The 24195-nt window shown below is 40.7% G+C and carries 31 protein-coding genes and 1 riboswitch; of the genes, 5 read left to right on the top strand and 26 right to left on the bottom strand.

All coding sequences use genetic code 11. The features are described from left to right. Window positions 1-309 precede the first annotated feature (309 nt). The gene (locus ACWF5P_RS17880; protein ID WP_065310839.1) at window positions 310-459 is read left to right on the top strand and encodes a YycC family protein; all 150 of its coding nucleotides are present in this window, start codon (window positions 310-312) and stop codon (window positions 457-459) included. A gap of 357 nt (window positions 460-816) precedes the next feature. On the opposite strand, the gene ACWF5P_RS17875 is transcribed toward ACWF5P_RS17880, so the two are convergent. Together ACWF5P_RS17875 and ACWF5P_RS17870 are read right to left on the bottom strand one after the other, a co-directional pair. Then, a complete protein-coding gene (locus ACWF5P_RS17875) occupies window positions 817-1152 on the bottom strand; it encodes a hypothetical protein (protein ID WP_452445123.1) in 336 nt (111 codons plus the stop codon). Window positions 1153-1155: 3 nt separating this feature from the next. Further along, window positions 1156-1302: a hypothetical protein gene (locus tag ACWF5P_RS17870; RefSeq protein ID WP_452445122.1), complete on the bottom strand. Its 147-nt coding sequence runs from the start codon at window positions 1300-1302 to the stop codon at window positions 1156-1158. 91 nt (window positions 1303-1393) lie between these two features. On the opposite strand from ACWF5P_RS17870, the gene ACWF5P_RS17865 reads away from it, so the two are divergent. Then, entirely contained in the window at window positions 1394-1690 is a 297-nt protein-coding gene (locus tag ACWF5P_RS17865; RefSeq protein WP_101221899.1) for a HesB/YadR/YfhF family protein, read from the top strand. Between the two features lie 36 nt (window positions 1691-1726). On the opposite strand, the gene ACWF5P_RS17860 is transcribed toward ACWF5P_RS17865, so the two are convergent. The 7 genes from ACWF5P_RS17860 to acnA form a co-directional block, all read right to left on the bottom strand. Continuing rightward, complete coding sequence (locus ACWF5P_RS17860) at window positions 1727-2020, bottom strand: hypothetical protein (RefSeq protein ID WP_101221898.1); 294 nt, start codon at window positions 2018-2020, stop codon at window positions 1727-1729. Between the two features lie 25 nt (window positions 2021-2045). After that, a complete protein-coding gene (locus tag ACWF5P_RS17855; protein ID WP_034312417.1) occupies window positions 2046-2477 on the bottom strand; it encodes an acyl-CoA thioesterase in 432 nt (143 codons plus the stop codon). 158 nt (window positions 2478-2635) lie between these two features. Then, window positions 2636-2881, bottom strand: a complete 246-nt coding sequence (gene tlp / locus ACWF5P_RS17850; RefSeq protein WP_230176396.1) for a small acid-soluble spore protein Tlp — start codon at window positions 2879-2881, stop codon at window positions 2636-2638. A 62-nt stretch (window positions 2882-2943) separates the two neighbouring features. Then, window positions 2944-3087, bottom strand: a complete 144-nt coding sequence (locus ACWF5P_RS17845; RefSeq protein ID WP_057275900.1) for an acid-soluble spore protein N — start codon at window positions 3085-3087, stop codon at window positions 2944-2946. Between the two features lie 142 nt (window positions 3088-3229). After that, entirely contained in the window at window positions 3230-3358 is a 129-nt protein-coding gene (locus ACWF5P_RS17840) for an FbpB family small basic protein (RefSeq protein WP_072272906.1), read from the bottom strand. A gap of 757 nt (window positions 3359-4115) precedes the next feature. After that, window positions 4116-4649: a TlpA disulfide reductase family protein gene (locus ACWF5P_RS17835; protein WP_101221897.1), complete on the bottom strand. Its 534-nt coding sequence runs from the start codon at window positions 4647-4649 to the stop codon at window positions 4116-4118. 206 nt (window positions 4650-4855) lie between these two features. Next, window positions 4856-7567, bottom strand: a complete 2712-nt coding sequence (acnA, locus tag ACWF5P_RS17830) for an aconitate hydratase AcnA (RefSeq protein WP_101221896.1) — start codon at window positions 7565-7567, stop codon at window positions 4856-4858. A gap of 385 nt (window positions 7568-7952) precedes the next feature. Here acnA and sspO point away from each other — a divergent pair, with 385 nt between their 5' ends. Continuing rightward, on the top strand, window positions 7953-8105 hold the full coding sequence (gene sspO, locus ACWF5P_RS17825) for a small acid-soluble spore protein O (protein WP_034312428.1): 153 nt from the start codon (window positions 7953-7955) through the stop codon (window positions 8103-8105). Between the two features lie 136 nt (window positions 8106-8241). On the opposite strand, the gene ACWF5P_RS17820 is transcribed toward sspO, so the two are convergent. After that, on the bottom strand, window positions 8242-8505 hold the full coding sequence (locus ACWF5P_RS17820) for a hypothetical protein (protein ID WP_137018480.1): 264 nt from the start codon (window positions 8503-8505) through the stop codon (window positions 8242-8244). 115 nt (window positions 8506-8620) lie between these two features. On the opposite strand from ACWF5P_RS17820, the gene ACWF5P_RS17815 reads away from it, so the two are divergent. Next, window positions 8621-8764, top strand: coding sequence for a small acid-soluble spore protein P (locus ACWF5P_RS17815; protein ID WP_063576391.1), 144 nt, complete (start codon window positions 8621-8623; stop codon window positions 8762-8764). A gap of 185 nt (window positions 8765-8949) precedes the next feature. Here the strand turns inward: ACWF5P_RS17815 and ACWF5P_RS17810 are convergent, their stop codons facing one another. From ACWF5P_RS17810 to ACWF5P_RS17765, 10 genes are all read right to left on the bottom strand, one after another. Then, window positions 8950-9969: a thiazole biosynthesis adenylyltransferase ThiF gene (locus tag ACWF5P_RS17810; protein WP_452445121.1), complete on the bottom strand. Its 1020-nt coding sequence runs from the start codon at window positions 9967-9969 to the stop codon at window positions 8950-8952. Beyond that, the gene (locus ACWF5P_RS17805) at window positions 9966-10733 is read right to left on the bottom strand and encodes a thiazole synthase (RefSeq protein WP_402942478.1); all 768 of its coding nucleotides are present in this window, start codon (window positions 10731-10733) and stop codon (window positions 9966-9968) included. Before ACWF5P_RS17805 ends, ACWF5P_RS17810 begins: the two co-directional genes overlap by 4 nt. Window positions 10734-10735: 2 nt before the next feature. After that, window positions 10736-10939 (bottom strand): sulfur carrier protein ThiS, encoded by a 204-nt coding sequence (gene thiS, locus ACWF5P_RS17800; protein WP_101221892.1) that lies wholly within the window; start codon window positions 10937-10939, stop codon window positions 10736-10738. A 14-nt stretch (window positions 10940-10953) separates the two neighbouring features. Beyond that, window positions 10954-12078, bottom strand: a complete 1125-nt coding sequence (gene thiO / locus ACWF5P_RS17795; protein WP_452445120.1) for a glycine oxidase ThiO — start codon at window positions 12076-12078, stop codon at window positions 10954-10956. A 1-nt stretch (window position 12079) separates the two neighbouring features. Continuing rightward, window positions 12080-12691 (bottom strand): DUF561 domain-containing protein, encoded by a 612-nt coding sequence (locus ACWF5P_RS17790; protein ID WP_434169452.1) that lies wholly within the window; start codon window positions 12689-12691, stop codon window positions 12080-12082. Window positions 12692-12731: 40 nt separating this feature from the next. Continuing rightward, a complete protein-coding gene (locus tag ACWF5P_RS17785) occupies window positions 12732-13508 on the bottom strand; it encodes an energy-coupling factor transporter transmembrane component T family protein (RefSeq protein WP_230176402.1) in 777 nt (258 codons plus the stop codon). Further along, a complete protein-coding gene (locus ACWF5P_RS17780) occupies window positions 13509-14972 on the bottom strand; it encodes an ATP-binding cassette domain-containing protein (protein ID WP_434169451.1) in 1464 nt (487 codons plus the stop codon). A 12-nt stretch (window positions 14973-14984) separates the two neighbouring features. Further along, a complete protein-coding gene (locus ACWF5P_RS17775) occupies window positions 14985-15569 on the bottom strand; it encodes an ECF transporter S component (RefSeq protein ID WP_230176404.1) in 585 nt (194 codons plus the stop codon). A gap of 14 nt (window positions 15570-15583) precedes the next feature. Continuing rightward, entirely contained in the window at window positions 15584-16267 is a 684-nt protein-coding gene (tenA, locus tag ACWF5P_RS17770; protein WP_434169450.1) for a thiaminase II, read from the bottom strand. Between the two features lie 135 nt (window positions 16268-16402). Further along, window positions 16403-16532: riboswitch (TPP riboswitch) on the bottom strand. Between the two features lie 385 nt (window positions 16533-16917). After that, complete coding sequence (locus ACWF5P_RS17765; RefSeq protein ID WP_434169654.1) at window positions 16918-17277, bottom strand: MFS transporter; 360 nt, start codon at window positions 17275-17277, stop codon at window positions 16918-16920. A 419-nt stretch (window positions 17278-17696) separates the two neighbouring features. Between ACWF5P_RS17765 and ACWF5P_RS17760 the strand changes: the two genes are divergently transcribed. Then, on the top strand, window positions 17697-18425 hold the full coding sequence (locus ACWF5P_RS17760) for a protein kinase domain-containing protein (protein ID WP_434169653.1): 729 nt from the start codon (window positions 17697-17699) through the stop codon (window positions 18423-18425). 460 nt (window positions 18426-18885) lie between these two features. On the opposite strand, the gene ACWF5P_RS17755 is transcribed toward ACWF5P_RS17760, so the two are convergent. The 6 genes from ACWF5P_RS17755 to ACWF5P_RS17730 form a co-directional block, all read right to left on the bottom strand. Then, complete coding sequence (locus tag ACWF5P_RS17755) at window positions 18886-19158, bottom strand: HU family DNA-binding protein (protein WP_063233522.1); 273 nt, start codon at window positions 19156-19158, stop codon at window positions 18886-18888. Window positions 19159-19323: 165 nt separating this feature from the next. Continuing rightward, the gene (locus tag ACWF5P_RS17750) at window positions 19324-20841 is read right to left on the bottom strand and encodes a cobyric acid synthase (protein WP_260357503.1); all 1518 of its coding nucleotides are present in this window, start codon (window positions 20839-20841) and stop codon (window positions 19324-19326) included. Between the two features lie 13 nt (window positions 20842-20854). Then, window positions 20855-21391, bottom strand: coding sequence for a cob(I)yrinic acid a,c-diamide adenosyltransferase (locus ACWF5P_RS17745; protein WP_101221882.1), 537 nt, complete (start codon window positions 21389-21391; stop codon window positions 20855-20857). 14 nt (window positions 21392-21405) lie between these two features. Next, complete coding sequence (locus tag ACWF5P_RS17740) at window positions 21406-21969, bottom strand: nitroreductase family protein (RefSeq protein ID WP_452445119.1); 564 nt, start codon at window positions 21967-21969, stop codon at window positions 21406-21408. Beyond that, window positions 21948-22757, bottom strand: coding sequence for a uroporphyrinogen-III C-methyltransferase (gene cobA / locus ACWF5P_RS17735; protein ID WP_434169448.1), 810 nt, complete (start codon window positions 22755-22757; stop codon window positions 21948-21950). The genes ACWF5P_RS17740 and cobA overlap by 22 nt, the downstream gene beginning before the upstream one ends. Before the next feature lie 38 nt (window positions 22758-22795). Next, on the bottom strand, window positions 22796-24187 hold the full coding sequence (locus ACWF5P_RS17730) for a cobyrinate a,c-diamide synthase (RefSeq protein ID WP_452445118.1): 1392 nt from the start codon (window positions 24185-24187) through the stop codon (window positions 22796-22798). Between the last annotated feature and the right edge of the window lie 8 nt (window positions 24188-24195).

Here is a 24195-nt window from a genome sequence, read left to right as displayed (position 1 = left end):
TTTGTAATTCACGATAAAACGGATCCAAGATATTCTACCGAATACTACACAGGCCTTTATACCCATACCATTTAAAGTGAACCAGATTCACATAAAAATAATAATCCATTTAGACTATATGCATTTTATTTTGGCCTCATTTCAAGTCTTTTGTCAAGGTAAAAAGCCCTAATATGCTTTTACATTTACTTCCCATCAAATCAATAGTATGGTTTTCGTTTAATGGATAAATGGTCAAGTAAGGATTGAATAATTGAAGAACAGAGGCTACACTGGAACTAGCTATTATATACGATAGGAGAAATTGCCATGAAGCCATTGCAAATATCACCGGAAACCGCATTAAAGTTATCCAAGTCACTAAACTTGCCTTTAGAGCAAATCATGCATATGCCTACACCCGTTTTGCTGAGAAAGCTTGCCGAGGCTGAAGCAAAAGAAAAAGGAAATACAAAATAGCTGCAGGAATCTGCAGCTATTTTTGTATTTCCTTTTCTGTCATCTATGGAATCCTGCCAGTAACTAATTAAATACCCTTGCCTATAAATCGGCATATAACATGCCTTCTTTATATTGTAAATAATCCCCACTAACCGACTGTGCTGGATGATCTCATACCCATAAATATCCTTTTGAGCCAATAATGACAATAACACCTCGTACTCCCTTTTAACATCTCGTTTTCCGTAAATCATCACAATAAATAATTTCAGAACCTTGCTAAAAAATACCAAAATCACTAATATTCTTCTGCTACTCTGTGTGATATTTAGCTTAGGAATCGAAAAAAGCAAAAAAACCGCACATAGGCGGTTTTTAATTGAAAGTCAATTCTTTTGCCCAATCAGGCAAAGGCTTTTTCTTGACTGATATTAATTGTTCATTTTCATAGGTACAGACGAATTCTTGTGGTGGTTCATCCTGTAATATATCTTTTAGGTAATACTTTATGTTGGACACAACATCAATTGCCTCCATAACCCATTGATATGGCTTCCAGGCAAGTTCCCCTTCATCACAGGCAGATAGCCCGCCCCCTGCATCTTCAGCTCTGTAAACATACATTCCACCCGTTTGATTCCATGTCACGATTCCTCGAAAGGCCATCCCCCTTACTTTCAATCCAGTTTCTTCAAGAATTTCGCGTTCCATCGATTAATCGATGGTTTCACCTTGTTCTATCTTCCCGCCTATGCCATTCCATTTATGCTTATTGGGATTCTTTTGGCGAAATAGCATCAACACTTCGACTTCGTTGAATTTTTTTCGAGTTATGAAACAAATATTATAGATAATATCCATGGGTTATATCCTTTCTTGAACGCACATTATTCGCATCTACTTCATAATTACTTTATACTTAAATAACGAACCTCTAGGAAGGAGAATGAGTATGAAACTGACCATTTCCGATCAAGCAGCTAAGTGGTATATTGATGAGCTGGGGCTTCAAGAAGGCTCTCATTTACGCTTTTATGTAAGATATGGCGGGCATAGTACCGTCCAAAGCGGCTTTTCATTAGGTATCATGCAGGAAGAACCTGAAACTGCAGCAGCCGCAACAACTATGAATGAGATTAATTTTTATGTAGAAGAAAAGGATTTATGGTACTTTGATGGTCACGATTTACTTATTACTTTTAATGAAAAACTGACTGAACCAGAATTTCACTATGAAAAGAGTGCTTGACAATAAAGCAGCGGTGTAACCGCTGTTTTTTCTTGTTCAATCGAGCAGACGCTCTTTAATATCTTCCGCTCTAAGAATTTCCGCTTGCTTTTCCCCTAAAAGATCGAAATGTGAATAGCCATCCTTCCTGTGATGAATCCACTCTTTTTTAAGCCCGTATTGCTTACCCCACTCCGATAAACGCCGTAAATCTTTGCATCCCACTTTTGTAACCGTCTTGCAACCGGGAAATCGGTCATCCAGCCAATAATGAGTTAAAAAAGCAATTTGGCCTTGATCGATTTTCTGCTTCCAGGCTACTACGTCTACCCGTTTAATCCCAAAAGCCATCTTTTGATCACCTCAATAATTATAATTAAACCAATTCATCCTGCTTTTTATTTTTCTCATAGGCCTCATGCCATTCAGGATACATGCGTTTAATGGATATCGGGCGGAAGCTCTCCTTTTTAACGCAAACGTGGGAAGAATGACCTGTAGCCGCCACTTCATTTTTCCCATTAACGATCTCATACCCATAAACGACCCGCAAGCCGTCATATTTTTCAATCCAGGTTTTAATTTTTACCTTATCACCATATCTAACAGGGGTTTTATACGAAGCCTGAATATCCATAACAGGTGAGAGGATGCCATCCGCTTCCATATCAGCATAATAAAACCCTAAATCATTTATCAATTTTGTCCTGCCAAGTTCCATCCATATTAAATAATTCGCATGGTAAACAACACCCATTTGATCTGTCTCTGCATACCGCACTTCAATTTCGTTTTCAGCTATGAACATTTTGTTTCCCCACTTTCATTTCTATTGCAATAAACATTTTACCATAACAATTGTGCAAATTTCATTTAAGCTGTCTTAATCTGGACTGCTTCCCTTCAATGAACCTAAATAAAAGAGGAGAAAGATTTCTTGCCTCTTTCTCCCCTTTACCTAGTTGTTTACATATTATCGTTACTATAACCGCTTTCCCGTGCTTCCTGCTCATCTTGCATTTCTTCCTTCATTCCATCAATGCTCTTTCTTCTTCGTTCATTTTTAGCCTGAATTGCCTGTTTTTCCTCCCCTGAAGAGAATGATAACGTTTCATTTGCTGCGATAATGTTCTCTTCCGTATTTTCTATTGCATCTTGAATTTTTTCAACATTATCCAAACGATTATCCGGATTGTGCTTATTTGTGCCCATTAATTTCACCTCATGTTTTTTTATTTACATAATATTATTACGATTACTTTATTAAGCCTTGATTACTCGCCTTTAGTTTGAATGACCTGAGGATGTTTCCCGGATTTGTCCTGCATTTTCTTACCGTTATTCCCACCTGCTGCTATTGGTTGTGTCCCTAGATGGCTCGGTCTAAAGTGTTTGGAATCTTTTTTTGGATTACCCATTTTATCGCCTCCTTCTCTTATCCTTCTCTTATCATGGATAAAAAAGAGGAAATTCATGAATGCCAGTTTTTGAAAAAGCCATGAAAAAAGAGCCAGCACCTTGAAGGGACCTTCATGGCACTGGCTCTTTTTAAGCATAAACCTATTCAGCCTTTTGCATATGTTTTTTTTCAAGACGTTCCTCAAGTCTTTCCATTTGCTTAACGTCCATCAATAATTCCCTTTTATTTTCTTTAATTAATTCTTCAAATGTCCTTTTTCTTTTTTTCATACTTTTCACCTACTTATTTTTAATATAATTTTCAGTATTGCCAAATTAACGTAAAATTATGACTATATGGTTTACATCCCTTTAATTGTCATAATTATCAGATTTTTAACCTGATTAAAATTCCATTTATCCGCTCTCTATACTTTAACCCTTTTTTCATGAACATTAACCATAATTTTTTAAATTTTTTGATTTTTTCATTAAAGTTTGACAACTTTGTTAACAAATAATAAAACGGAACTTCATAAGGGTTCCGTCAGAATGTAGACTAACCTCGATGAAAATCGAGGTTGTCTACAGTTTTTTTGATTTGTACAATGTACGTTGATTTCCTCTCCAGGGACTCGCTTTTCCCGCAGGAGTCTCGTACCTTCCGTTCCAATCAACTTTGTTTTAACTTTTAGATAGAACCCTTTTGCCTAAAGTCTTCACTGCCTTAAAATAGAATTAATAAAACTTAAGGTGATGAGGATACTTTCTAAACATGATTCTATTCAGCGAGATCGAACTGGAAATGATTACTTTATACCAACTGGTGCCACGTAAAATGGAGGCTGCCATTGACAAAAGGGTTCGGAATTTTTTAATTCCGCCCCCCTCTTGTCTACAAACTGAAACGGAACCTTTATAGGTTCCGTTTCAGTTTGTAATTTTCCCTCCGACTGCCGCCAAGTCTCCTAGCCCCATGCATCTAGCCGGGTTTGGGCACCGAGTTTCGCTAATTCCTTCAATACTATTGGAACTTCATAAAGTTCCCCTACTGCATACTATTTATATTTCGTTCCATATCTTTTAATTGCATGGCTGAAATTACCTTATTCCTGATGATGCCTTGTTTGTCGATGAAGTACGTTGTCGGTATGCTAAGAATCTTGTAGCGCTCATTCACTGGATTTTTGGCACTTTGACTGTCCAGCGGTATGGTAAAAGTAATTCCATTATCCTCTACAAATGCTTGTACATCATTTTCAGGGTCAATATTAACGGCAAGTACGACGACATCATCACCCGCTTGCTGTGTATATTTCTCCATATCCGGCATTTCCTTCTTGCAAGGCGGACACCACGTTGCCCAAAAATTCAGCATTACCTTTTTGCCCTTATAATCCGATAATTCAACTTGTTTCCCATCCAAAGTTTTCAGGGAGAAATTCGGTGCTTTAGCTCCAATTTTCAATCCGCCCAAAGCATCTTTTTCGTTATTTTCCTTTGAGTCATTATCCATCGCCTGCACAATCGCTACAGTAATAAGTGATAGTAAGGCCACCGAAGCAATAATTTTTTTAAGCATACTCGTCCCCCTAGTCCCATTACAATAAAAATATTAGTCCATTTCCAGAAATAGAACAACTTCCCTATTCCATCTTAACAATAAAAGGACCTCCGGAAAAGTGCAATTCCTTTAAATCATAACATGATATCACATTGTTTCATAAACTTGACACAAAAAAAGCGGTAAACCTGATAAGTAGGTTTACCGCTTCCTAAAAGCTGAAATTAGCCTTTTAATTTATTACGTAATACCATTTGAAGGATACCACCGTGACGGTAGTAGTCGATTTCGATTTCGGAATCGAAACGAACAAGTACATCAAATTCTTTTACGTTTCCAGCTTCATCAGTAGCTGTAACTGTTACGATATCACGTGGTTTAACTGTTTCGTCGATTTTAACTGCAATCGCTTCTTTACCAGTCAATCCTAGTGTTTCAGCGTTTTCGCCTTCTTTGAATTGAAGAGGAAGAACACCCATTAATGCAAGGTTAGAACGGTGAATACGTTCGAAGCTTTCAGCGATAACTGTTTTGATGCCAAGAAGGTTAGTACCTTTTGCAGCCCAGTCACGAGAGCTTCCCATACCATAGTCTTTACCAGCAATTACAGCAAGACCTGTTCCATCAGCTTTGTATTTCATACAAGCATCATAGATAGCCATTACGTCGCCAGTTGGCCAGTAAGTAGTGAAACCACCTTCTGTACCTGGAGCAACTTGGTTACGGATACGAATGTTAGCGAATGTTCCGCGCATCATTGCTTCATGATTACCACGACGAGAACCGTAAGAGTTAAAGTCACGTGGTTTCACTCCGTTTTCACGAAGGTAAATACCAGCTGGTGTATCTTTACCGATTGCACCTGCAGGTGAAATGTGGTCAGTTGTTACTGAGTCACCGAATTTACCTACTACGCGCAAGCCAGAAAGCGGGTTAACGGAACCTGGTTCTGGTGATAATCCTTCAAAGAATGGAGGATTTTGAATGTATGTTGATTTAGAATCGAAAGCGTAAATCGCTTCGTTGCTTGTTTGGATTTCATTCCAACGTTTGTTATCGTTGAATACTGTTTCGTATTCTTTACGGAATAATTCCGGTGTAACTGTTGCTTTAACAGCAGCGTTAACTTCTTCTTGTGATGGCCAGATATCAGCAAGATATACATCGTTACCATCTTTGTCTTTACCAAGAGAATCATTGTTAAGATCGAAGTCCACAGTTCCAGCAAGAGCATATGCTACAACCAAAGTAGGTGAAGCAAGATAGTTTGCTTTTACAAGTGGGTGAATACGACCTTCAAAGTTACGGTTACCAGAAAGTACTGAAGTTACTAATAGATCTGCTTCAGCAACAGCTGCTTCGATTTCATCAGCCAATGGACCTGAGTTACCGATACATGTAGTACAGCCGTAACCAACTACGTTGAATCCTAATTGATCAAGGTATGGTTGAAGACCTGCATCACGAAGGTAACCAGTAACAACTTTAGAACCTGGTGCCAATGATGTTTTTACATAATCCGGAACAGTCAAGCCTTTTTCAACTGCTTTTTTAGCAATAAGACCTGCCCCAAGCATTACGTATGGGTTAGAAGTATTTGTACAGCTTGTGATTGCAGCAATTGCGATCGCACCTGTTTTCATTACCGTTTCTTTACCATCGGCAAATTTAACAGTTACTTCTTTATCCAATTCAGAATTGTCCATGCCGAAACCTTGGTTACCCATAGGTGCATTGATAGCATCATGGAAAGATTGTTTCATTTGAGAAAGTGGAATCAAATCTTGCGGGCGTTTAGGGCCTGAAAGGTTTGGTTCAATTGCTGAAAGGTCGATTTCCACAACATCATTGTATGCTGGATCTTCGTTTTCAGGAGAGTAGAACAATCCATTTTCTTTGCAGTAAGATTCAACCACTTTAATTTGTTTTTCATCACGGCCTGTTAAACGCATGTAATCGATCGCTTCTGCATCGACAGGGAAGAAACCAACTGTAGCACCATATTCAGGAGCCATGTTAGCGATTGTTGCACGGTCAGCAAGTGGAAGGTATCCTACTCCAGGACCGTAGAACTCAACAAACTTACCAACTACGCCGTGTGCACGAAGAACTTGAGTCACTTTCAATGCAAGGTCAGTAGCTGTTGTTCCTTTAGGAAGTTGACCAGTCAGTTTTACACCGACTACTTTAGGTACCGGGAAGTATGAAGGCTGTCCAAGCATGCCTGCTTCTGCTTCGATACCGCCGACGCCCCAACCAAGAACACCAATACCGTTGATCATTGTAGTATGAGAATCTGTACCGAATACAGAGTCAGGGAATACTTCAAAATCGCCGTTTGGAGTTTCAACTGCATGCACTACGTTCGCAAGGTACTCAAGGTTAACTTGGTGAACGATACCAGTTGCTGGTGGAACCGCGCGGTAGTTATTGAATGATTTTTGAGCCCAGCTTAGGAACTGGTAACGCTCTGCATTACGTTCGAATTCAAGATCCATATTGGCATCAAGGGAATCGATTGTACCTGCTTTATCAACTTGTACAGAGTGGTCAATTACAAGGTCAACTGGAATTTCCGGGTTGATTTTGTCAGGATCTCCACCAAGTGCAGCGAATGCATTACGTAGAGAAGCTAAATCAACAACAACTGGAACACCAGTGAAATCTTGTAGGATAACACGAGATGGTTTGAAAGGAACATCTATATCTTGTTGCTCGCTTGTTCCCCATTTAGCAAGGTTCGCAACATGTTCTTTTGTGATTACTCTTCCGTCTACTTGGCGAAGTACCGCTTCAAGTAACACTTTAATGGAATATGGAAGGCGAGATACTTGGCCGTCCCCTGCTTTTTCAATAGCGTCTAGGCTGTAGTAGTTGTAGCGTTTCCCTTCAATTTCAAAGGACTTACGCGCTTGGTATACGTCATTTTTCGTCATGAATATTACCCCCTATTAAACTGTCAGAACGTATTCTGCACATAAAAGTAAAACCTGGTTCACTGAAACCATGTTTACTATAAATATAAGTAAAAAAGTTAGTTTGTCGAATTTTCTCTCTCTTCTCCCACCCTAACTCTTCCTTCAACTTAATACTAATATAGAAATGAGTATAAGTAAATAACAAGAAAGTTATTGTTTTTGATAAGTTTCTCTTATAGAAAAAAATCCCCCACATATTAAAGTGCATTTAGGAAGCGATGCTGATATGAGTTTTATTGAAAATACCCTTATTTATGGACTGATAAATTATTCCAACAAAACATATTAGTACTTCATACATAATCATTCGACATTATCGCATTCTATGGGTGGAGGTGTCGAAATGACAAAACAAAAGGCAAATCATGTTATACCGGGTATGAATGCTGCAAAAGCGCAAGGTAATGGGGCTGGATACAATGATGAATTGGGAAATGAACCGCCATTATCGGAAATGCAAAGGCAAAACAATAAAAAAAGAAAGAAAAACCAATGATTTCACTCATTTTTAGGCTTTAAACAGTATAGGCTTTTTGAAATGGCAGTTGTACTGCATTTTTCAAAAAGCCTATTCCATTCTAAAATCAGGAAACGCAAAAGTAAAACGCACAAAAGACGATAGAACCTGTCACTCAATAGTCCTCAGAATTCACCTCATTGACGATTGACTGAATATCCTGTTCGAATTTCCTCAATTGTTCTTTCTGATGTTCGGAAGCGGTGACTAAAGCTGATTGTATTTGCTGATAGGCCTCGTTCACTTCCTGCTTCACATGTTTCAATTCCGTTCCGTAATTCGGTGCGTTCTTCTCAATGGATGAGTATACATCAAATACTTGCTGATAACTTTGCTGGGCTTCCTGGAAAGCCCTTCGCTTATCTTGTTTATCCTGCATTTGGTTCAGCTCCTTAAATATAGTGTCCATCAATAGCATGTACGAGGTTTGCAAATATATGTATGTGAATAAAATTTCACGGACTGATTATCTTAAGAGATAGGAGGGATCGAACATGAACAAAAACGATGGTAAAGATATGCGAAAAAATGCTCCTAAAGGAAATAACCCAGGTCAACCAGCACCGTTAAGCGGTTCTCATAAGGTGAAAAACAGGCAGCACTCCCGTCAGAAGCATAATAGCAGTCATGATATGTAAGCTGCTTAAATAATCGTTCCATAACGAAGCGGTGCCGCCCCAAAAGGCAGACACCGCTTTCGTTTTATATTTGTGCAGCAAATAAATCACATGGAAAATGTTCGATACCTTCCTATTATAAGGGCGTCTTTTTTGGGCACTCTTTCACGGTTTAAACGTGAATTTTAAGTCCGTGCCAATCCATTTCAGCCAAAATAACGATGATATAACGTTTTTGCCTCTGCAATATCTTTTGTTCCATGAATCAACGCCCGTCCGTCTTTAAAAACGACCAACCGATGGGTTTCAATGGTAAATGAAAGTAAATAAGGATTCCTGTCGATCTTACCACCTTGTGCGATAAGATTATTTTCAAGTTCCGCTAAGTCTCTTTCAACCTTCATTGCCGGACGGATTTGGACCGAATCCCTTCCGCATAAAACGGCAGTCTTTGTTCGATTTGAATAAGAGAGGTGGGGATACGTTCGATTTGACCCACATGACAAACAAGTATCCTTTTTTAATTTCGCTACATTTATGGATGAATGTTCATTTTTCCAAAGATCAAATGAAACGATTTTGTTTCTCAGCGATTCGTGATCTTCGACAAGGATTTTTAAAGCTTCCGCCATTTGATGGGCCACGACCGTTTGAACGGCAGGGCTGATGATTCCCGCCGTATCACAAGTCAGTCCTCCAATCGGGACCGTTTCCAGCAAACAATTCAAACATGGGGTCGTCTCCGGAATCACCGTGTAACTTATCCCATAACTCCCTACACAGGCACCATAAATCCAGGGGATTTTATATTTTTGTGCAGTATCGTTAATAAGCATCCTGGTGTCGAAATTATCAGTGGCATCCAATATCAAATCCACACCTTCAACCAGCTTCGCCAATTCATCAACCGAAACATCCGCCACAAATGAATTTACGATAACGTCCGAATTTAGCGCTTGCAAACGATTCTTCGCTGCCACTGCTTTCGGTATTCTTTTTTGTGCATCTTCTTCACAATAAAGCTGTTGTCTTTGAAGGTTGCTCCACTCTACATAATCTCTGTCCACAATGGTGAGTTTCCCAATTCCGGCTCGTACAAGACCTTCCGCAGTTCCCGTACCGAGAGCACCCGCTCCAATCACCAAAACGTGCTTTTTGCGAATTTTCAATTGCCCTTCTGCTCCAATAGGGCCAAAAAGTTCTTGACGTGAATAACGTTCACTCATCCAATGCTCAATCCTTCAACTGGACTGCTTGCTATCGCATAATCATTTTTTTCGATTCTTCCTGCTTCATACCCCAATCGACCTGCCTCAATGGCAAGTTTCATTGCTTTCGACATTTTGACGGGGTCTTTTGCTCCCGAAACAGCAGTGTTAAGCAATACGCCATCCGCCCCTAATTCCATGGCGATAACCGCATCGGAGGGAGTTCCAATCCCTGCATCAACAATTACCGGAACCTCAGATTGTTCCATGATGAAGCGTAAGTTCAATGGGTTTATAATGCCCTGACCAGAGCCAATTGGTGAAGCTCCAGGCATGATTGCATGGCACCCCACTTCTTCCAGGCGTTTAGCGAGCAACACATCATCCGAAGTATAAGGTAATACGGTGAATCCGAGTTTCACTAATTCTTCAGCAGCTTTCAATGTTTCAATCGGATCAGGCAGCAAAGTTTTTTGACAGCCAATGACTTCTACCTTAATCATGTCACATAAGCCAGATGCCTTTGCTAGATGGGCTATGCGCACTGCTTCCTTGGCTGTTTTAGCTCCTGCTGTATTGGGAAGGAGTGTGTACTTTTTCAAATCAAGCTTTTCTAAAAAATTGGGCTGGCTGGCTTCAAAAATGTTCATTCTCCGGACCGCAAATGTTAATATTTCCGTCCCCGAAACCTCCACTGATTGCTTTTGAACATCGAAATTTGGATATTTTCCAGTACCTAATAGTAATCTTGAAGAAAATTCATACGAACCAATCTTTAACATAATCATCCGCCTCCTACAAAATGTACAATCTCTACCTTGTCTCCATTTGACAAAAGTGTTTCACTTAAACTTTCTTTTGCTAATATTTCATCATTCAATTCAACAATCACTACTTTTTGATGTAAATTAAAGTGTTGCAAAAGCCCTGTAACTGTTGATTCATCGGCAGGAATCCGTATTTTTTCGCCGTTAATGACCAATTCCAATTCATCCACCTCCATTAAGAAAAAAGGGTCTGTATCGAACGATCCAATCGAAAAGCGGACCATTCGGGATTTGTCTTCCTTTCTAAAATATCCGCTATAAGTACACCTGTAATTGGAGAAAGCAGGATGCCATTCCTGTAGTGCCCCGTTGCAATGAAAAGTCCTTTGCATGCCGGATGTTCACCAAAGTACGGCAAGCCGTCCCCAGTTTGTGGGCGTATACCTGCCCAGGTCTTTTCCAATTCGGTTCCTTTAATCGCCGGAAGCAATTGCGTTGCTCTTTCTATTAAAGTAGAAATCCCGTCAAGACTTACCTTTTGATCGAAAGTGCCCGCCTTAACCGTTGCCCCGACAATGATTCTTCCGCCTACTTTGGGCACAAGATAGCAGCCATGCGAGAAGACCGTTTTTTCAAGCAATGGACGATCGGTCAGGACGGAAAAGCACTCTCCCTTTACAGGATAACTGTCTAGTTTCATCCCTGATTTTTCAAGGAGGAAAGCACTCCAAGCCCCACCTGCCACGATGACATTTTCACTTGAAAATGCGCCTATGTTCGTCACCACTCCAGTTACACATCCGTTTTCAGTAACTAAGTCGGAGACATGAACAAATTCCTTTATATCTACACCAAGGGCAGCGGCAGATTCAGTAAAAGCGAGCGACAGCCTAGTGGCTGAAACTTGTCCATCCTTAGGAATGAACATGGCTCCTTTAATCTCATCCGAAAGAAGAGGTTCCGTTTTCCTTATTTCGGCAGTCGATAGCCATTCAGCCTCAAGTCCCGCATCTTGCTGGGCTCTAATCATGTTCTTCAACTCGGCTACCTGATCATTCGTTAGCGCCACCTTGAACATGCCCTTGTTCACTAATTCGATGTCTATTCCACTTATGTCTTTTAATTCTTCCGCCAGTGCAGGAAACATCCCCCTGCTTCGGCTTGCCAATGTAAAAAGCGGGTTATCAGCATCTAACTCGGCTTGTGCCCCTAACATCCCGGCTGCAGCACTGGATGCTTTGCTGGCAAGTCTATCTTTTTCCAATAAAAGGACCTTTTTACCTCGTTTGGCTAATTGAAAAGCAATGGATCCACCTATTACTCCTCCCCCAACAATGATTGCATCATATATGGAATTCATCTTATGTCTCCTTTCCCAAAGACTTCGAATATTCTTTAACGGCTTCAATCGGATTTTCAGCTTCAAGAACCCCTGACATGACCGCAATTCCACGTGCCCCCGCATCCAGCACGATTTGGCAATTGAAAGGTGTTATTCCGCCTATCGCAATTATCGGAAGATTGACATTTCTTGAGATTGCATGAAGCTCCTCAACTCCCCTAGGAGGAAGGCCGATTTTTGAATCCGTTTCAAAAACATGTCCATATATCGCGTAATCGGCCCCTTTGCTGAATGCGGCATTCGCTTCATCCATGGAATGGATCGAACAGCCAACATTCATCCCTGGAAAAGCTCCTTTTACAACTCCCGCACCTAAACTATGAAAAGCCAATTGCACACCAAATACTTTGTGTACCCAAGCTACATCCACCCGATCATTAATGATGATCTTAGAAAGCGGGATCCTATTATCATGTAGCAGGGTCACTGCTCGATAAAGTTCCGATGCACTCATATGCTTTTCCCTTAGATAAAAGAAATCAACATGTTCCTGAATGTTTGAAGCGATTTCCACAAACTTTTCAATTGGCTGTTTCCCAGTAGAAATAATATGCAATTCATGTGCATTCATACTAAGGACTCCTAACAAGTAAAGTTACAATCTCATAAAATCAAATAGAAACTAACGGGAATTGAATCGACAGATAAAAGCCGGCCAACAACAGGATGATAAAATACAAAATGAAACCATGGTCCTTTTTTGAAAACCCAAACTCATAATAGAATGTTCGTTCTCGTGTGTCTGTAAATCGCTTTGCTTCCATCGCAACCGCGATTCGGTGAGCACGTCTTATGCTTCCGGATAACAACGGGATGGAATAGGCTTTCATTTTAAAATATAACGCTTTTATCCCTTTTCCCCTTTCGAAGCCGCGTACCTTCATCGCGTTTCGTATCGTTTGGAACTCCTCCATCATGATGGGAATCAGCCTTAATGCCGCCATGAAACTATAGGCATATTTCGGTTTAAGCTTAACTTGCTGCATTAACGAATAAAACAAGTTCACTGGTCTCGTAGTTAAGGAAAAAGTTAAGCCAAGGACCGCAAAGAACAAAGCTCGAAAGCCTACCAGTAATCCCCTCATGAAACTTTCTTCAGTAATCGATATAAGGCCCCACTCAAACCAAAGCGTCTCACCTTGCCCGAATAATATCATTGCAGAAGAGGTGGATATAAAAATGAAACAAAAGGGAATCGACAAAAGTAAGATGCGTTTTATCGAATGCCCGGTAAAAAACAAAAACAAAAGTAATACGCCAATGGTGATATTCATCATATAATTCAGGTCATGAATGAATAACGCCACGATGCATAACACAATCAGTACACCAAGTTTAAGGCTTGGATTAATTCTATGGAGCCATGTTTCTGCATTTGAATCATTCATCTACATGACACTCCTTTTAACTTTGGTCTCCACAAATCCTGATTGCACAATGTTTTCATCACTTATTACGTTTCCATCCTTAACCGTCCAGATCCTGGTTGCAAAGTTTTTTGAAATATGATCGTCATGAGTTACCATGATCACTGTTATTCCACGCCTTCGATATTCCTCAAACCATTCCAGTAATGCAAAGGTATTTTTCGAATCTTGGCCAAAGGTTGGCTCATCCAGGAGAATGATTTTTTTGTCTATTACGATTGAGGCGGCTACGCTTAAGCGACGCTTTTGACCCATTGATAATTGAAACGGGTGTTTATCCCGATGTTCCTCCAGGCGGAACACTTTAAGCAATGAGCGGACTCTCTCATCTATTTCTTGTTGCGGCCTTTTATCAATTCGCAATGAATAAGCAATCTCTTCATATACAGTATTTGCAACGAACTGAAACTCAGGATTTTGAAAGACAAACGTCATATGATCCGTTGGATTTTTCACCTTTTTAATCGGTGTTCCCAATAATTCATACTTACCATTCGTTTTTATGAACTGCATCAGTGCATGCAAAAGTGTACTCTTCCCCGCGCCATTCTCACCCCTGATTACAATCCATTCACCTGAATGGACCTTCAGCTCGTCAACCTTGATTTTTTCCTCTTTATTCCGAAAACCGCTAAAGCCTTGCACATTCATAAGAGGTGAATCATCTGTAAATGGGTGTTCCCGAATCGGTGCATAATTCTGTATATATTCACCCCAAACACCTGGGAACCAAATTCCATATTCCTTCATTTCATTTTTATATAGTGAAAGAATGGTGTCTCTTGGACCATCAGCTATGATTTGACCATCATCGTTAAAAAGCACGATTCGTTCGATGAATTCTAAAACATGGTCAATTTTATGCTCGACGATAATAACCGTTTTGTCTCGTCCGACTTCCTTCAGCAATTCCCAGATTTCTTTCGTTCCTTCCGGATCAAGCATGGCGGTTGGCTCATCTAAAAATATCACTTCTGGTTCAAGGGCCAATACTGAAGCGATTGCCAGACGCTGTTTCATCCCGCCTGATAATGTTTCAATACTTGTATGGCCCAGGTTCAATCCTACTTTACGGAAATGATTTTGAATCTTCTCTTTCATTTCTTCTTTAGGGACGGAAAGATTCTCAAGGACGAAGGCAATTTCCTCATCGGCAAATGGCATGCAAAACTGACTATCAGGATCTTGAAAAACATACCCCCACGAAGAAGGGCATTTCAATTTTTCCGCTTTCATCGGTACTTCGATGGAATTCGGAATCAATCCGCTTAACACTTGTAAAAGGGTCGACTTACCACAACCTGATGGCCCCAACAATAGCACTTTTTCTCCTTGATCAAACGTTAATGATAGGTCCTTGAATATCAAAGATTCATCACCGGGATATTTCATTCTTAACTTTTCAACAGAAACGATTGGTTCCATGGCCCTCAACCTCTACTTTTGATCCAGTTCTGCATAATCTTTATTTGAAACCGGACGCACAAGATTTGTTACTCCTGTTGCTTCCAGGACTTTAACTAGATAATAAGCGGTCACACCTGCAAAGAATATGGAACCCACAAACCTCGCTATCATGAATAACGATAGATTCCAGGTTGAAAGCGCACCTATTTCCCCGTATGCAAAATCCATAATAACTGATGCCAGGCAGGAAGCTATCGCAGCTAAAACGGCCACCGGCATATTGAATTTTTTATATTTGAAAGCCATGAACACCAGTTCCGCGAACAAACCTTGTACCACCCCATATAACAGTACGGTCAGCCCCCATGGTGAACCAAGGAAGAACTCCCCGGAAGCTGCAGCTATCTCCGCCAAAAGTGCCACACCCGGTTTCCGTAAAATTAAGAAGGCGACGGGGCCAGCTATAAACCACATTCCATAAATAAGTTGATCCAGATGTAATCCTAACGGTTTAACGGAATAATAAATCGAACCCCAAAGGATATAAACGATTCCAAATGCTACCGCAATCACGATCGTGACCAATATGTCCGTTAATTTCAAACCTTTTTTCATTGTTTCATTCCCCTTTATACTTCTAGTGTTTCCTTATGCACAGGCCATGTCTCTAAACGATAAGCCATTTCCCAAAATGAGTATTCATATTGGCTGCTGAGGATAAAATGCTCTTTCATTCTTTCCTTATCTTCGTCTGTCACTTTTTCAGCAATCTCATCAAGCCTCGCAATTTGTTCTTCCACCAAAGTGCGGAACCACTCCCCTCCGTAAGCCGCTATCCATTCTTGATAAATCGGCTCCTCCGGCATGCACCCTTGCAGCTTTTCACCTATTTCATAATAAAGCCAGTAACACGGCAAGATAGCTGCAATAACATCTCCTAAATGTCCCGAATAAGCCGCACGATACATATGGGAAGTATAAGCATAAGCGGTCGGGGCTGGTTTGAAATTATCCCGTTCTTCTTTTGTGATCCCTAATCTCTCAGAAAAATTCTCATGAAGCTTCAACTCCGCTTCATATGTTCCTTGTGCATGGCCGGCAAGCCTGCTTGTTGTATGTAAATCAGTAGCTTTAACTGCTCCTAAAGCTTGAACCCTAGCAAAATGAGATAAATAATAGGAATCTTGCATAACATAGAAACGGAAACACTCCAATGGCAATGTGCCATCTCCTATTCCTGAAACAAACGGGTGATTAAAGCTAGCTTCCCAAATGTGATCCACTTCCTGACGAATTTCCTCTGAAAACTTCATGACCATTACCTCCAAATTATATTTTTTGAATGAATATTACGAAAAAAAACTTTTATCACCCCTTTTTTTGCAAACAAAAAACCACTTTCTTAAACGTAAAGAAAGTGGTTGTACTTGAAATAATACAGAAACGTATTGTTCCAGACCCCACTTCCCTACGCTGGTATAAACCAGATCAGGTTCTAAGGGTCTTAAAGTCATACTTTAATCTCAGCTTCTGCGGTAAAAATCAACTTTCACCTTTAAAGCACCCCTAGTGGTACAAATTGTATATTAAATTTCATTTGCCTTTATATTAACACGATAAATCCAATTGTCAAACGTATTAGAAAAAGTTTTCAACTTAATGATTTAGGGTTACTAACCTTTCAATCTTGCATATACACCATTTACCCGGCAGTTTAACGGCACTTTAATCAATGGGTTTCATTACGTAATTTCCTCGTGAATTCTACTCTTTTACTCGTGAATTTGGCCGGTTTACTCGTAAATTCAGCTGCTTTACTCGTGAAATTGATTTTTCTTGGGATTTCTGCTGCTTTACTCGTGAGTTTAGCTACTTTACTCGTGAATTCGTTTATTCTCTAAAAAACAATATTATACATTCGATGTTGCTTTTCGTTTTAATATTTTGCTCGATCTGTAGTTTATCATAGCTGCCATACTTCTCTTTCACATAACGCCCAGGCAGCCATTATGCTCGGAACAGTGAAGGCCATGAATGCATTTTGTGGTGAATAGTTTGCAGCCAGCAGTAATCCTATTAATGTCGGGGCAACAATCGCGCCAATTCTACCAAAAGCCAAGGCCCAACCTATCCCGGTGGACCTTATCTCCCGGGGATAATACTCGGATATATACGTATTAGCCAAATTCATCGTGCCGACTGTACAGGCACCTCCAAAAGCGATCAGAATATATAAGGCTGCTGCATTTGAGGTCAAACCTAATATGACAAAACAAACAGTACCCATTGCACAGAGGGATAAAAGTACTCTTCTATGGCCTATTTTCCCAACGAAGTACCCTCCAATTAACGATCCGCCAATTTGTCCTATTCCCGATATAAGATTGAAAGATAAACTGGATTAAAGGCCGTATCCGGACTGCCCATGACGGCCCCCCTCCCTATTCAACTATTAAAATTACTTGTTAACCGCATTGACGGCTACTTGCATCGGTTTGTTAAGCACTTCATCGACCATGCTAAAGTTCTTGTTTTTCTTATATTTATTATAAAATGACTTTCATTACCGCATTATCAAAAATCAGTGTTAAACTAACCATGTTCATTCATATTTCCAGCTTAATTAATAACGGACTTTTTTGTTCTTGACTTGAATAGATGAAAGTGGTGAGGAAAGTTTCAATTTTGCGTACATTTAGAAAGTTCTACCAATTTTTCGTGGATATACCTTTAAAAAAAGGAGTGGTTTTGAATTACCGTTACGAGGTAAAAGCTGTAATCGGAACAGGAAGCTACGGTATTATTTATCTTTGCAATGATTTGAAAAAAAAAGAAAATATAGTGATCAAGCAACTCCGGAAAAGTAAACGCCGCAGCAAAAAAGAGCTGAAGCAGTTTGAAAATGAAATTTCCATTTTACGAATGTTAAACCACAAAAACATCCCCAAATTTCACGATAAATTTTCACATGAGGGAAATGTTTATTTTGTGATGGATTTCATAGAAGGAGATAATTTGGAAGACCATATTTTCATGAATCATATAACATTCAATGAGAAAGAGTCTCTATTTTTTCTGGATGAGCTGGTCGGTTTAGTATCTTATCTACATGACCATGACATTTCCCATCAAGATTTACGTATACCAAATATTTTACTAAAGAACAATCAGCCCATTTTGATAGACTTTGGTTTGTCTAAAAAGATCAATTCGGCCGATTTTACTAAAGAATCCATGTTGCAGCTGAAAAGGCAGGATTTTTACGACTTGGGGGAAATACTTCTATATGTACTTTATACGACGTACGCCTCCAAAAGTAAAAAGACTCTTCCTTGGACAGAAGAGCTTTCGTTAGAAAAAGAAACCGTGCATTTACTGAACAGGTTATTAAGCATCCAAGAACCTTATTCAGATATTAAAGAAATCTCAATGGACCTGCAGGCTGCATTGAAGTCAAAGAAACTGAATTAGCTGCTACTGCCGCGCCCTTTTCTCTTGTAGCGGTCACTTCCACTCATGGGATACCTTTTGTAGCCTCGGCTGCTGCTGCTGCTGCTACCTCGGCGATAATGACCATGTCTTCGCTCACTGCTGCCTTGGGAAAGCTGTTTGATTTTTTTCATTATTTTCTTCAGCATATCTTTCACCTCTTTTATTTTGGTTTTAAAACTTGTTATTACTTAGCCTAACATAGTCACAGTATAAACCTTACTAATAAGTACTATAATTTTTTTTCATTTATGTTACATTCCATTACTGCTTCATGAAGTGGGCTTCTTTCATTGTTGATCATGAGAACTCCCTAAATTCCTCCGTTAGATAATGGCACAAATAAATAAAAATGACTGTCTTTTACTGTTCTTCGAAGCGCATGACAGTAAACAAAAAAACCTGGCGAATATCGCATCGCCAGGTTTTTTTGTTTACTTTTTTATTTTACAGCTTCTTTTAATTCCTTACCTGCTTTAAAAGCGGGAACTTTACTAGCTGCAATTTGTATTTCTTCGCCAGTTTGCGGGTTTCTTCCTGTACGGGCAGCACGGTCACGCACTTCAAATGTACCAAAACCAACTAATTGGATTTTTTCTTCTTTAGCAAGTGTAGCCGTGATTGTTTCAAACAATGCGTCCACTACTTTTTTTGCGTCGTCTTTTGTCAGTTCAGCTTGTGCTGCAACACTGCTCACTAATTCTGTTTTATTCATATGAACACCTCATCCTTTTATTTTGTATAAAGTATGTAGAGTAGACAACATAACATATCTTGTATGCCTCTGTCACTTAAAATGGCTAAATAAAAGGAATTATCGCTCTAAAATGATCTTTTTTAAAGGTAAAAGGGCATTGATCACATTAACCTAATGACCTTTTTAACTTTCTGCAGTTTCCAGCTGCAGCCATTGATAGATGGTATCCATATCAATGTTTTCCTCCAAATGGGATGCCAAGAGATTGTACGCTTCCTCCCTGCGCTCCGAGTCGCTTTGGACGTTTTCCTTCACTTCTTCCAACCCCTTGTTCCGTCGAATTTGGTTAACTAGTAATCTAGTGAACAGGCGATTATGGAATATCCCATGAAGATATGTTCCCATTACCTTGTTGTCATTGGAAATGGCTCCATCCTCTCTTCCATCCTTCAATAAAAGAAAGGGCCTTACTTGCGACTTCAATGTCGTTCTGCCTAAATGTATTTCGAAACCGTTAAGATTCATTTGACCTTCCATTATCCCGGCAGAAAGGACACCTTCCATTTGTACCGTTTTCTTCTCTGCTTGAAATACGGTTTCCACCGGAAGAAGCGAGAGCCCATCTGCGTTCTCACCGTCACCTTCGACCGCGTCAGGATCGAAAAGTTTAGTCCCTAGCATTTGAAAACCGCCGCATATGCCAAATATCATCGTTCCTTGTTTCCGCAGTTCATTGATGGCCCGATCCAACCCCATACGATTCAACCACTCTAAATCTTCCATCGTGTTTTTTGTACCAGGCAAAATAAGCAGATCGGGATTACCTAACTCATGGACACTGCTTACCAGGCGGACACCTACTCCGGGTTCATCAAAAAAAGGATCCACATCTGTAAAGTTGGAGATCCGCGGAAATCTCAAGACGGCTACATCGATCGGAAACTCAGCCTTTTTAGGTTTTTTAAAACGTAAGGAAGAGAGGGCAAGTGAATCTTCCGCTTCAATATTCACGTCAAGATAGGGCAGCACCCCGAGAACCGGAATCCCGGTTTCCTTTTCCACCCATTCAATACCATCGTCCAACAATTCACGCATGCCACGAAATTTATTGATGATGATCCCCTTTACACTATCTCGTTCATCTTGATCCAATAAAGCAAGTGTGCCGATGATGGACGCAAATACTCCACCACGATCAATATCGGCCACCAAAATGACAGCCGCATCCGTGAGTTTAGCCATTCGCATATTCGCTATATCCCGGTCCTTCAGGTTAATTTCAGCCGGACTTCCTGCCCCTTCAAGTACGATGATGTCATAGTCTTCTTGAAGTTTTTCGACCGATTTACGGATGATGGGCATGGCTTCCTGGACAAATTGGGACCGATAGCTTTTTGCATTCATATCAAGGAAATGCTTTCCGTGCACGATGACTTCCGAAACCATATCCTGCTTCGGTTTCAGTAATATCGGATTCATATCGGTCGTTGCCGTGATCCGTGCTGCTTCCGCCTGTACTCCCTGAGCCCGTCCGATTTCACCGCCATCCAATGTTACATAAGAATTCAAAGCCATGTTTTGTGATTTGAATGGGACGACACGTAATCCTTTATTGGAAAATACCCGGCAAAATGCCGTACAAATCAAACTTTTCCCTACATCAGACGACGTCCCTTGTATCATGATGGATCGTGCCTTCATTACGCTCACCCCCTTAAAACTCTAATCCTTTGACAGCGCCGATGCCCTCGTCATAATAATGCTTGGTCGCCTCAATCGTTGAAACCAAATCGGCCATTTCCATAAGCTCTGGCCTTGCATCCCTGCCGGTAATGACTATATGCATATGAGCGGGACGATTTCGAATTGCATCGATGATTTCAGCCAATGGCAAGACATCTTCAATCGGGAATTTGGAAATCGCTAACGCATTGTTCAACTCATCCAAAACAAGTAAATCAATATCCGGATCAGTAAGTGCCAGTTTCGCCTTTTCCCATGCTAACGATAAGGCGTTGCGATGCTCTTCTGGTGTTTTGGTCCATGTAAAACCAATACCTAGCTGCTCCATTTCAACTCCTAATTTTCTCAAAGCCAATGCTTCCCCATAAGTACGCTCTGGAGATTTTATGAACTGAAGGTATTTGACATTCATTCCTCTGCCGATTGCCCTCAAAGTCACCCCTAATGAAGCAGTCGTCTTCCCTTTCCCGTTTCCTGTATAAATAAGCATTAATCCTCTGCGTGCCACTCACTCACCTACCTTCATAGCCAAACTGTTTTTTCTATGTATGAAGTCCTTTTAGTAGCTGGAACCGGTTGATCGCCTTTAGGGTATCCGACAAAAATGGTGCCGATCACTTTTTTGTTTTCCGGTGAACCGATAAATTCGTGCAGGCGTTCATCCCTGACTAGACCCACTCCTCTAGTGCGCCAAACGAATCCGAGACCAAGTTCTTTTGCGGCAAGCCACATCGAATGGACGGCACAACAAGAAGCGAATACATTGTCTTCGGATGAATCTGGATCATCAGGCAAAATATCGGAAGTCACGACAATGATAAGCGGTGTCGTCTTTACAACTTCCAGTGAACTTTCAATCAACTTTGGTTTGGTTGGGAAGCGTTCATGTAAATACCTTTCTGCCAATCTTTCATAACGTTGCTTCGCTTCTCCCTTGATTACATAAAAACTCCAAGGTTCACGCAATCGATCGTTAGGGGCATAGGTAGCCGCTTCCAATAGCTGCCTGATTTTTTCGTCTTCCACTTCTTTTTCTTCGTAATTCCTTATTGCCCGGCGTTCCTTCAATTCTTGAATGATGGACATTCCGACTCATTCCCTTCAATTATGGACTCTGAATCAATCACTCTTTCAAACCATTGGATTTTTTCTCTTAATTGGACGACATCCCCTACTAGAAAGATTGATGGATTTTGAATTTCTTCTTTTATAGCCTTAAAAGAAATCGAATTCAAAGTACCGGTAATCGTCCTTTGTTTATCAGTCGTGCCCCATTCTATGACAGCCACTGGCGTATTGCCGTCCCTGCCATGCTCTATCAATTTTTCACAGATAAACGGCATATTACCTATTCCCATATAAAAGGCGATGGTATCGATGCCCTGAGCCAATGCATGCCAATTCAGGTTATCCTGCCCCTTGTAATCACGGCCATGGCCTGTCACAATCGCATAACTTGAAGCATGATCACGGTGGGTCACCGGGATGCCCGCATAAGCCGGTGCTGCGATTCCCGCTGTGATTCCTGGGACGATATCATATTCAATCCCGTTAGCAGCCAGTATTTCCGCTTCCTCACCGCCCCGCCCAAAGACAAATGGATCTCCCCCCTTCAGACGGGTGACGTTTTTCCCCTGTAAAGCTTTTTCCACTAAAAGTTCATGTATTTCATTTTGAATGAGATGATGTTTCCCTGGTGATTTCCCGCAATACACCAGTTCTGCACCTTCTTTTGCATAGTTTAATAGTTCTGGATTGACAAGCCTGTCATATGCAATGACATCCGCCTTTTGGATACATTCCAGTCCATATACCGTAATCAATTTCGGATCTCCGGGACCCGCACCGACCAGATGAACTTTTCCCGGTTTCATGCTCGCGCCTCCTCTTAAGCTTCAAAAAATACATTTTACTAGTTGATAGTTTCATGGGCAGATTTGTTTTTTTGTTTTAAGCAAGCATTGATCCAGTTCTTTGCAAGTGTTGGATTGGAAGCAAAATGAAAGTGGGTATACCCCGCAACAAGGTTGCCCAATACACACCCCTCTTGTTTCGAACCGAATCTGCCTTTGGATTCATAAGCATGTGTAAGATCAGCATCCGCTTCAAATGTCGAGTAGTGGAATTCATGACCTTTTGCCTGCTCCATTTCATTAATCAAAAAATTGCCTGGAGTTCCTGTGATTTCACGATACCCAAGTGCTGCAAGCTTTTTCTGCATTTTAATCCGGCCCGGTATCATTCCTGCCATCTGATGCGTTTCTCCGGAAGTTGTTTCAATCGATTTGCTCAAAAACATGAAACCGCCACATTCCGCAAGAGTCGGCATCCCCTTTTCAATGGAGCTTCTGATGGATATGATAGCTTCCACGTTACCGGAAAGTTCAGCTGCAAATTCCTCAGGAAAACCGCCTCCAAGATATAAACCATCAGCATCCAATGGTACTTCATCCCCTTTTAATGGAGAAAAATACTTGATGTTCGCCCCATATGCTTCTAGCAGCTCAAGGTTCTCCTGATAATAAAAATTGAAGGCTGCATCTTTTGCAACGGCAATGCATACGTCCTTTTCATTTTTGGGTTGAAAAATATTTGAGTTTCCACTGGTAACGGAGGTTGTCTTTGACAAACGGTACAACTGCTCGATATCGATCGTTTCCATGACTAATTGTGCGAGCTTATCGAAAAACGGATTTAGTTCCCCGCGTTCAATAGCAGGAATTAAACCTAAATGACGGCTTGGAATATCAATATCCAATTCCCGCTTCATATAACCGAGCACCGGTACATCGCATTCTTGCTCAATGGCTGATTTGACAATTTTGTAATGACCTGCACTTCCCACTTGATTGGCAATGACCCCAATGATGTTCGGGCCGGTCGAAAAGTCCTGAAATCCTTTTACGATGGCAGCTGCACTCCGTGCCATGCTGGCACAGTTGACTACCAACAGGACAGGACTTTGCGTGATGATGCTGATTTCAGCCGTCGATCCTGTATTGGCTAAAGGACTTTTGCCATCGAAGAAGCCCATGACTCCTTCGATGATCGATATATCAGCCCCGGCACCTGCTTTATTAAGAATTTCTCGAACAGTGTCATGTTCAAACATCCAACTGTCAAGATTGCGTGAAACCCGTCCTGTAACTGCTGTATGATAAGTAGGATCAATATAGTCAGGACCACATTTGAACCCTTGAACGGTATAGCCTTTCTTCTGGAGGGCTGCCATGATTCCGATGGTCAATGTCGTTTTACCGACACCGCTTCCGGTACCTGCAATTACCAATCTTCTATCGTTCATATTTTTTC

Source organism: Peribacillus sp. NPDC055009, from assembly GCF_053608705.1.
This window is presented reverse-complemented; position numbering and strand designations above follow the sequence as displayed.

What these genes read in the sequence shown, in the direction of transcription:
- ACWF5P_RS17880 (WP_065310839.1), top strand. Translation starts at nt 310, where the DNA reads ATGAAGCCATTGCAAATATCACCGGAAACCGCATTAAAGTTATCCAAG.
- ACWF5P_RS17875 (WP_452445123.1), bottom strand. Translation starts at nt 1,152, where the DNA reads ATGGAACGCGAAATTCTTGAAGAAACTGGATTGAAAGTAAGGGGGATG.
- ACWF5P_RS17870 (WP_452445122.1), bottom strand. Translation starts at nt 1,302, where the DNA reads ATGGATATTATCTATAATATTTGTTTCATAACTCGAAAAAAATTCAAC.
- ACWF5P_RS17865 (WP_101221899.1), top strand. Translation starts at nt 1,394, where the DNA reads ATGAAACTGACCATTTCCGATCAAGCAGCTAAGTGGTATATTGATGAG.
- ACWF5P_RS17860 (WP_101221898.1), bottom strand. Translation starts at nt 2,020, where the DNA reads ATGGCTTTTGGGATTAAACGGGTAGACGTAGTAGCCTGGAAGCAGAAA.
- ACWF5P_RS17855 (WP_034312417.1), bottom strand. Translation starts at nt 2,477, where the DNA reads ATGTTCATAGCTGAAAACGAAATTGAAGTGCGGTATGCAGAGACAGAT.
- tlp (WP_230176396.1), bottom strand. Translation starts at nt 2,881, where the DNA reads ATGGGCACAAATAAGCACAATCCGGATAATCGTTTGGATAATGTTGAA.
- ACWF5P_RS17845 (WP_057275900.1), bottom strand. Translation starts at nt 3,087, where the DNA reads ATGGGTAATCCAAAAAAAGATTCCAAACACTTTAGACCGAGCCATCTA.
- ACWF5P_RS17840 (WP_072272906.1), bottom strand. Translation starts at nt 3,358, where the DNA reads ATGAAAAAAAGAAAAAGGACATTTGAAGAATTAATTAAAGAAAATAAA.
- ACWF5P_RS17835 (WP_101221897.1), bottom strand. Translation starts at nt 4,649, where the DNA reads ATGCTTAAAAAAATTATTGCTTCGGTGGCCTTACTATCACTTATTACT.
- acnA (WP_101221896.1), bottom strand. Translation starts at nt 7,567, where the DNA reads ATGACGAAAAATGACGTATACCAAGCGCGTAAGTCCTTTGAAATTGAA.
- sspO (WP_034312428.1), top strand. Translation starts at nt 7,953, where the DNA reads ATGACAAAACAAAAGGCAAATCATGTTATACCGGGTATGAATGCTGCA.
- ACWF5P_RS17820 (WP_137018480.1), bottom strand. Translation starts at nt 8,505, where the DNA reads ATGCAGGATAAACAAGATAAGCGAAGGGCTTTCCAGGAAGCCCAGCAA.
- ACWF5P_RS17815 (WP_063576391.1), top strand. Translation starts at nt 8,621, where the DNA reads ATGAACAAAAACGATGGTAAAGATATGCGAAAAAATGCTCCTAAAGGA.
- ACWF5P_RS17810 (WP_452445121.1), bottom strand. Translation starts at nt 9,969, where the DNA reads ATGAGTGAACGTTATTCACGTCAAGAACTTTTTGGCCCTATTGGAGCA.
- ACWF5P_RS17805 (WP_402942478.1), bottom strand. Translation starts at nt 10,733, where the DNA reads ATGTTAAAGATTGGTTCGTATGAATTTTCTTCAAGATTACTATTAGGT.
- thiO (WP_452445120.1), bottom strand. Translation starts at nt 12,078, where the DNA reads ATGAATTCCATATATGATGCAATCATTGTTGGGGGAGGAGTAATAGGT.
- ACWF5P_RS17790 (WP_434169452.1), bottom strand. Translation starts at nt 12,691, where the DNA reads ATGAATGCACATGAATTGCATATTATTTCTACTGGGAAACAGCCAATT.
- ACWF5P_RS17785 (WP_230176402.1), bottom strand. Translation starts at nt 13,508, where the DNA reads ATGAATGATTCAAATGCAGAAACATGGCTCCATAGAATTAATCCAAGC.
- ACWF5P_RS17780 (WP_434169451.1), bottom strand. Translation starts at nt 14,972, where the DNA reads ATGGAACCAATCGTTTCTGTTGAAAAGTTAAGAATGAAATATCCCGGT.
- ACWF5P_RS17775 (WP_230176404.1), bottom strand. Translation starts at nt 15,569, where the DNA reads ATGAAAAAAGGTTTGAAATTAACGGACATATTGGTCACGATCGTGATT.
- tenA (WP_434169450.1), bottom strand. Translation starts at nt 16,267, where the DNA reads ATGAAGTTTTCAGAGGAAATTCGTCAGGAAGTGGATCACATTTGGGAA.
- ACWF5P_RS17755 (WP_063233522.1), bottom strand. Translation starts at nt 19,158, where the DNA reads ATGAATAAAACAGAATTAGTGAGCAGTGTTGCAGCACAAGCTGAACTG.
- ACWF5P_RS17750 (WP_260357503.1), bottom strand. Translation starts at nt 20,841, where the DNA reads ATGAAGGCACGATCCATCATGATACAAGGGACGTCGTCTGATGTAGGG.
- ACWF5P_RS17740 (WP_452445119.1), bottom strand. Translation starts at nt 21,969, where the DNA reads ATGTCCATCATTCAAGAATTGAAGGAACGCCGGGCAATAAGGAATTAC.
- cobA (WP_434169448.1), bottom strand. Translation starts at nt 22,757, where the DNA reads ATGAAACCGGGAAAAGTTCATCTGGTCGGTGCGGGTCCCGGAGATCCG.
- ACWF5P_RS17730 (WP_452445118.1), bottom strand. Translation starts at nt 24,187, where the DNA reads ATGAACGATAGAAGATTGGTAATTGCAGGTACCGGAAGCGGTGTCGGT.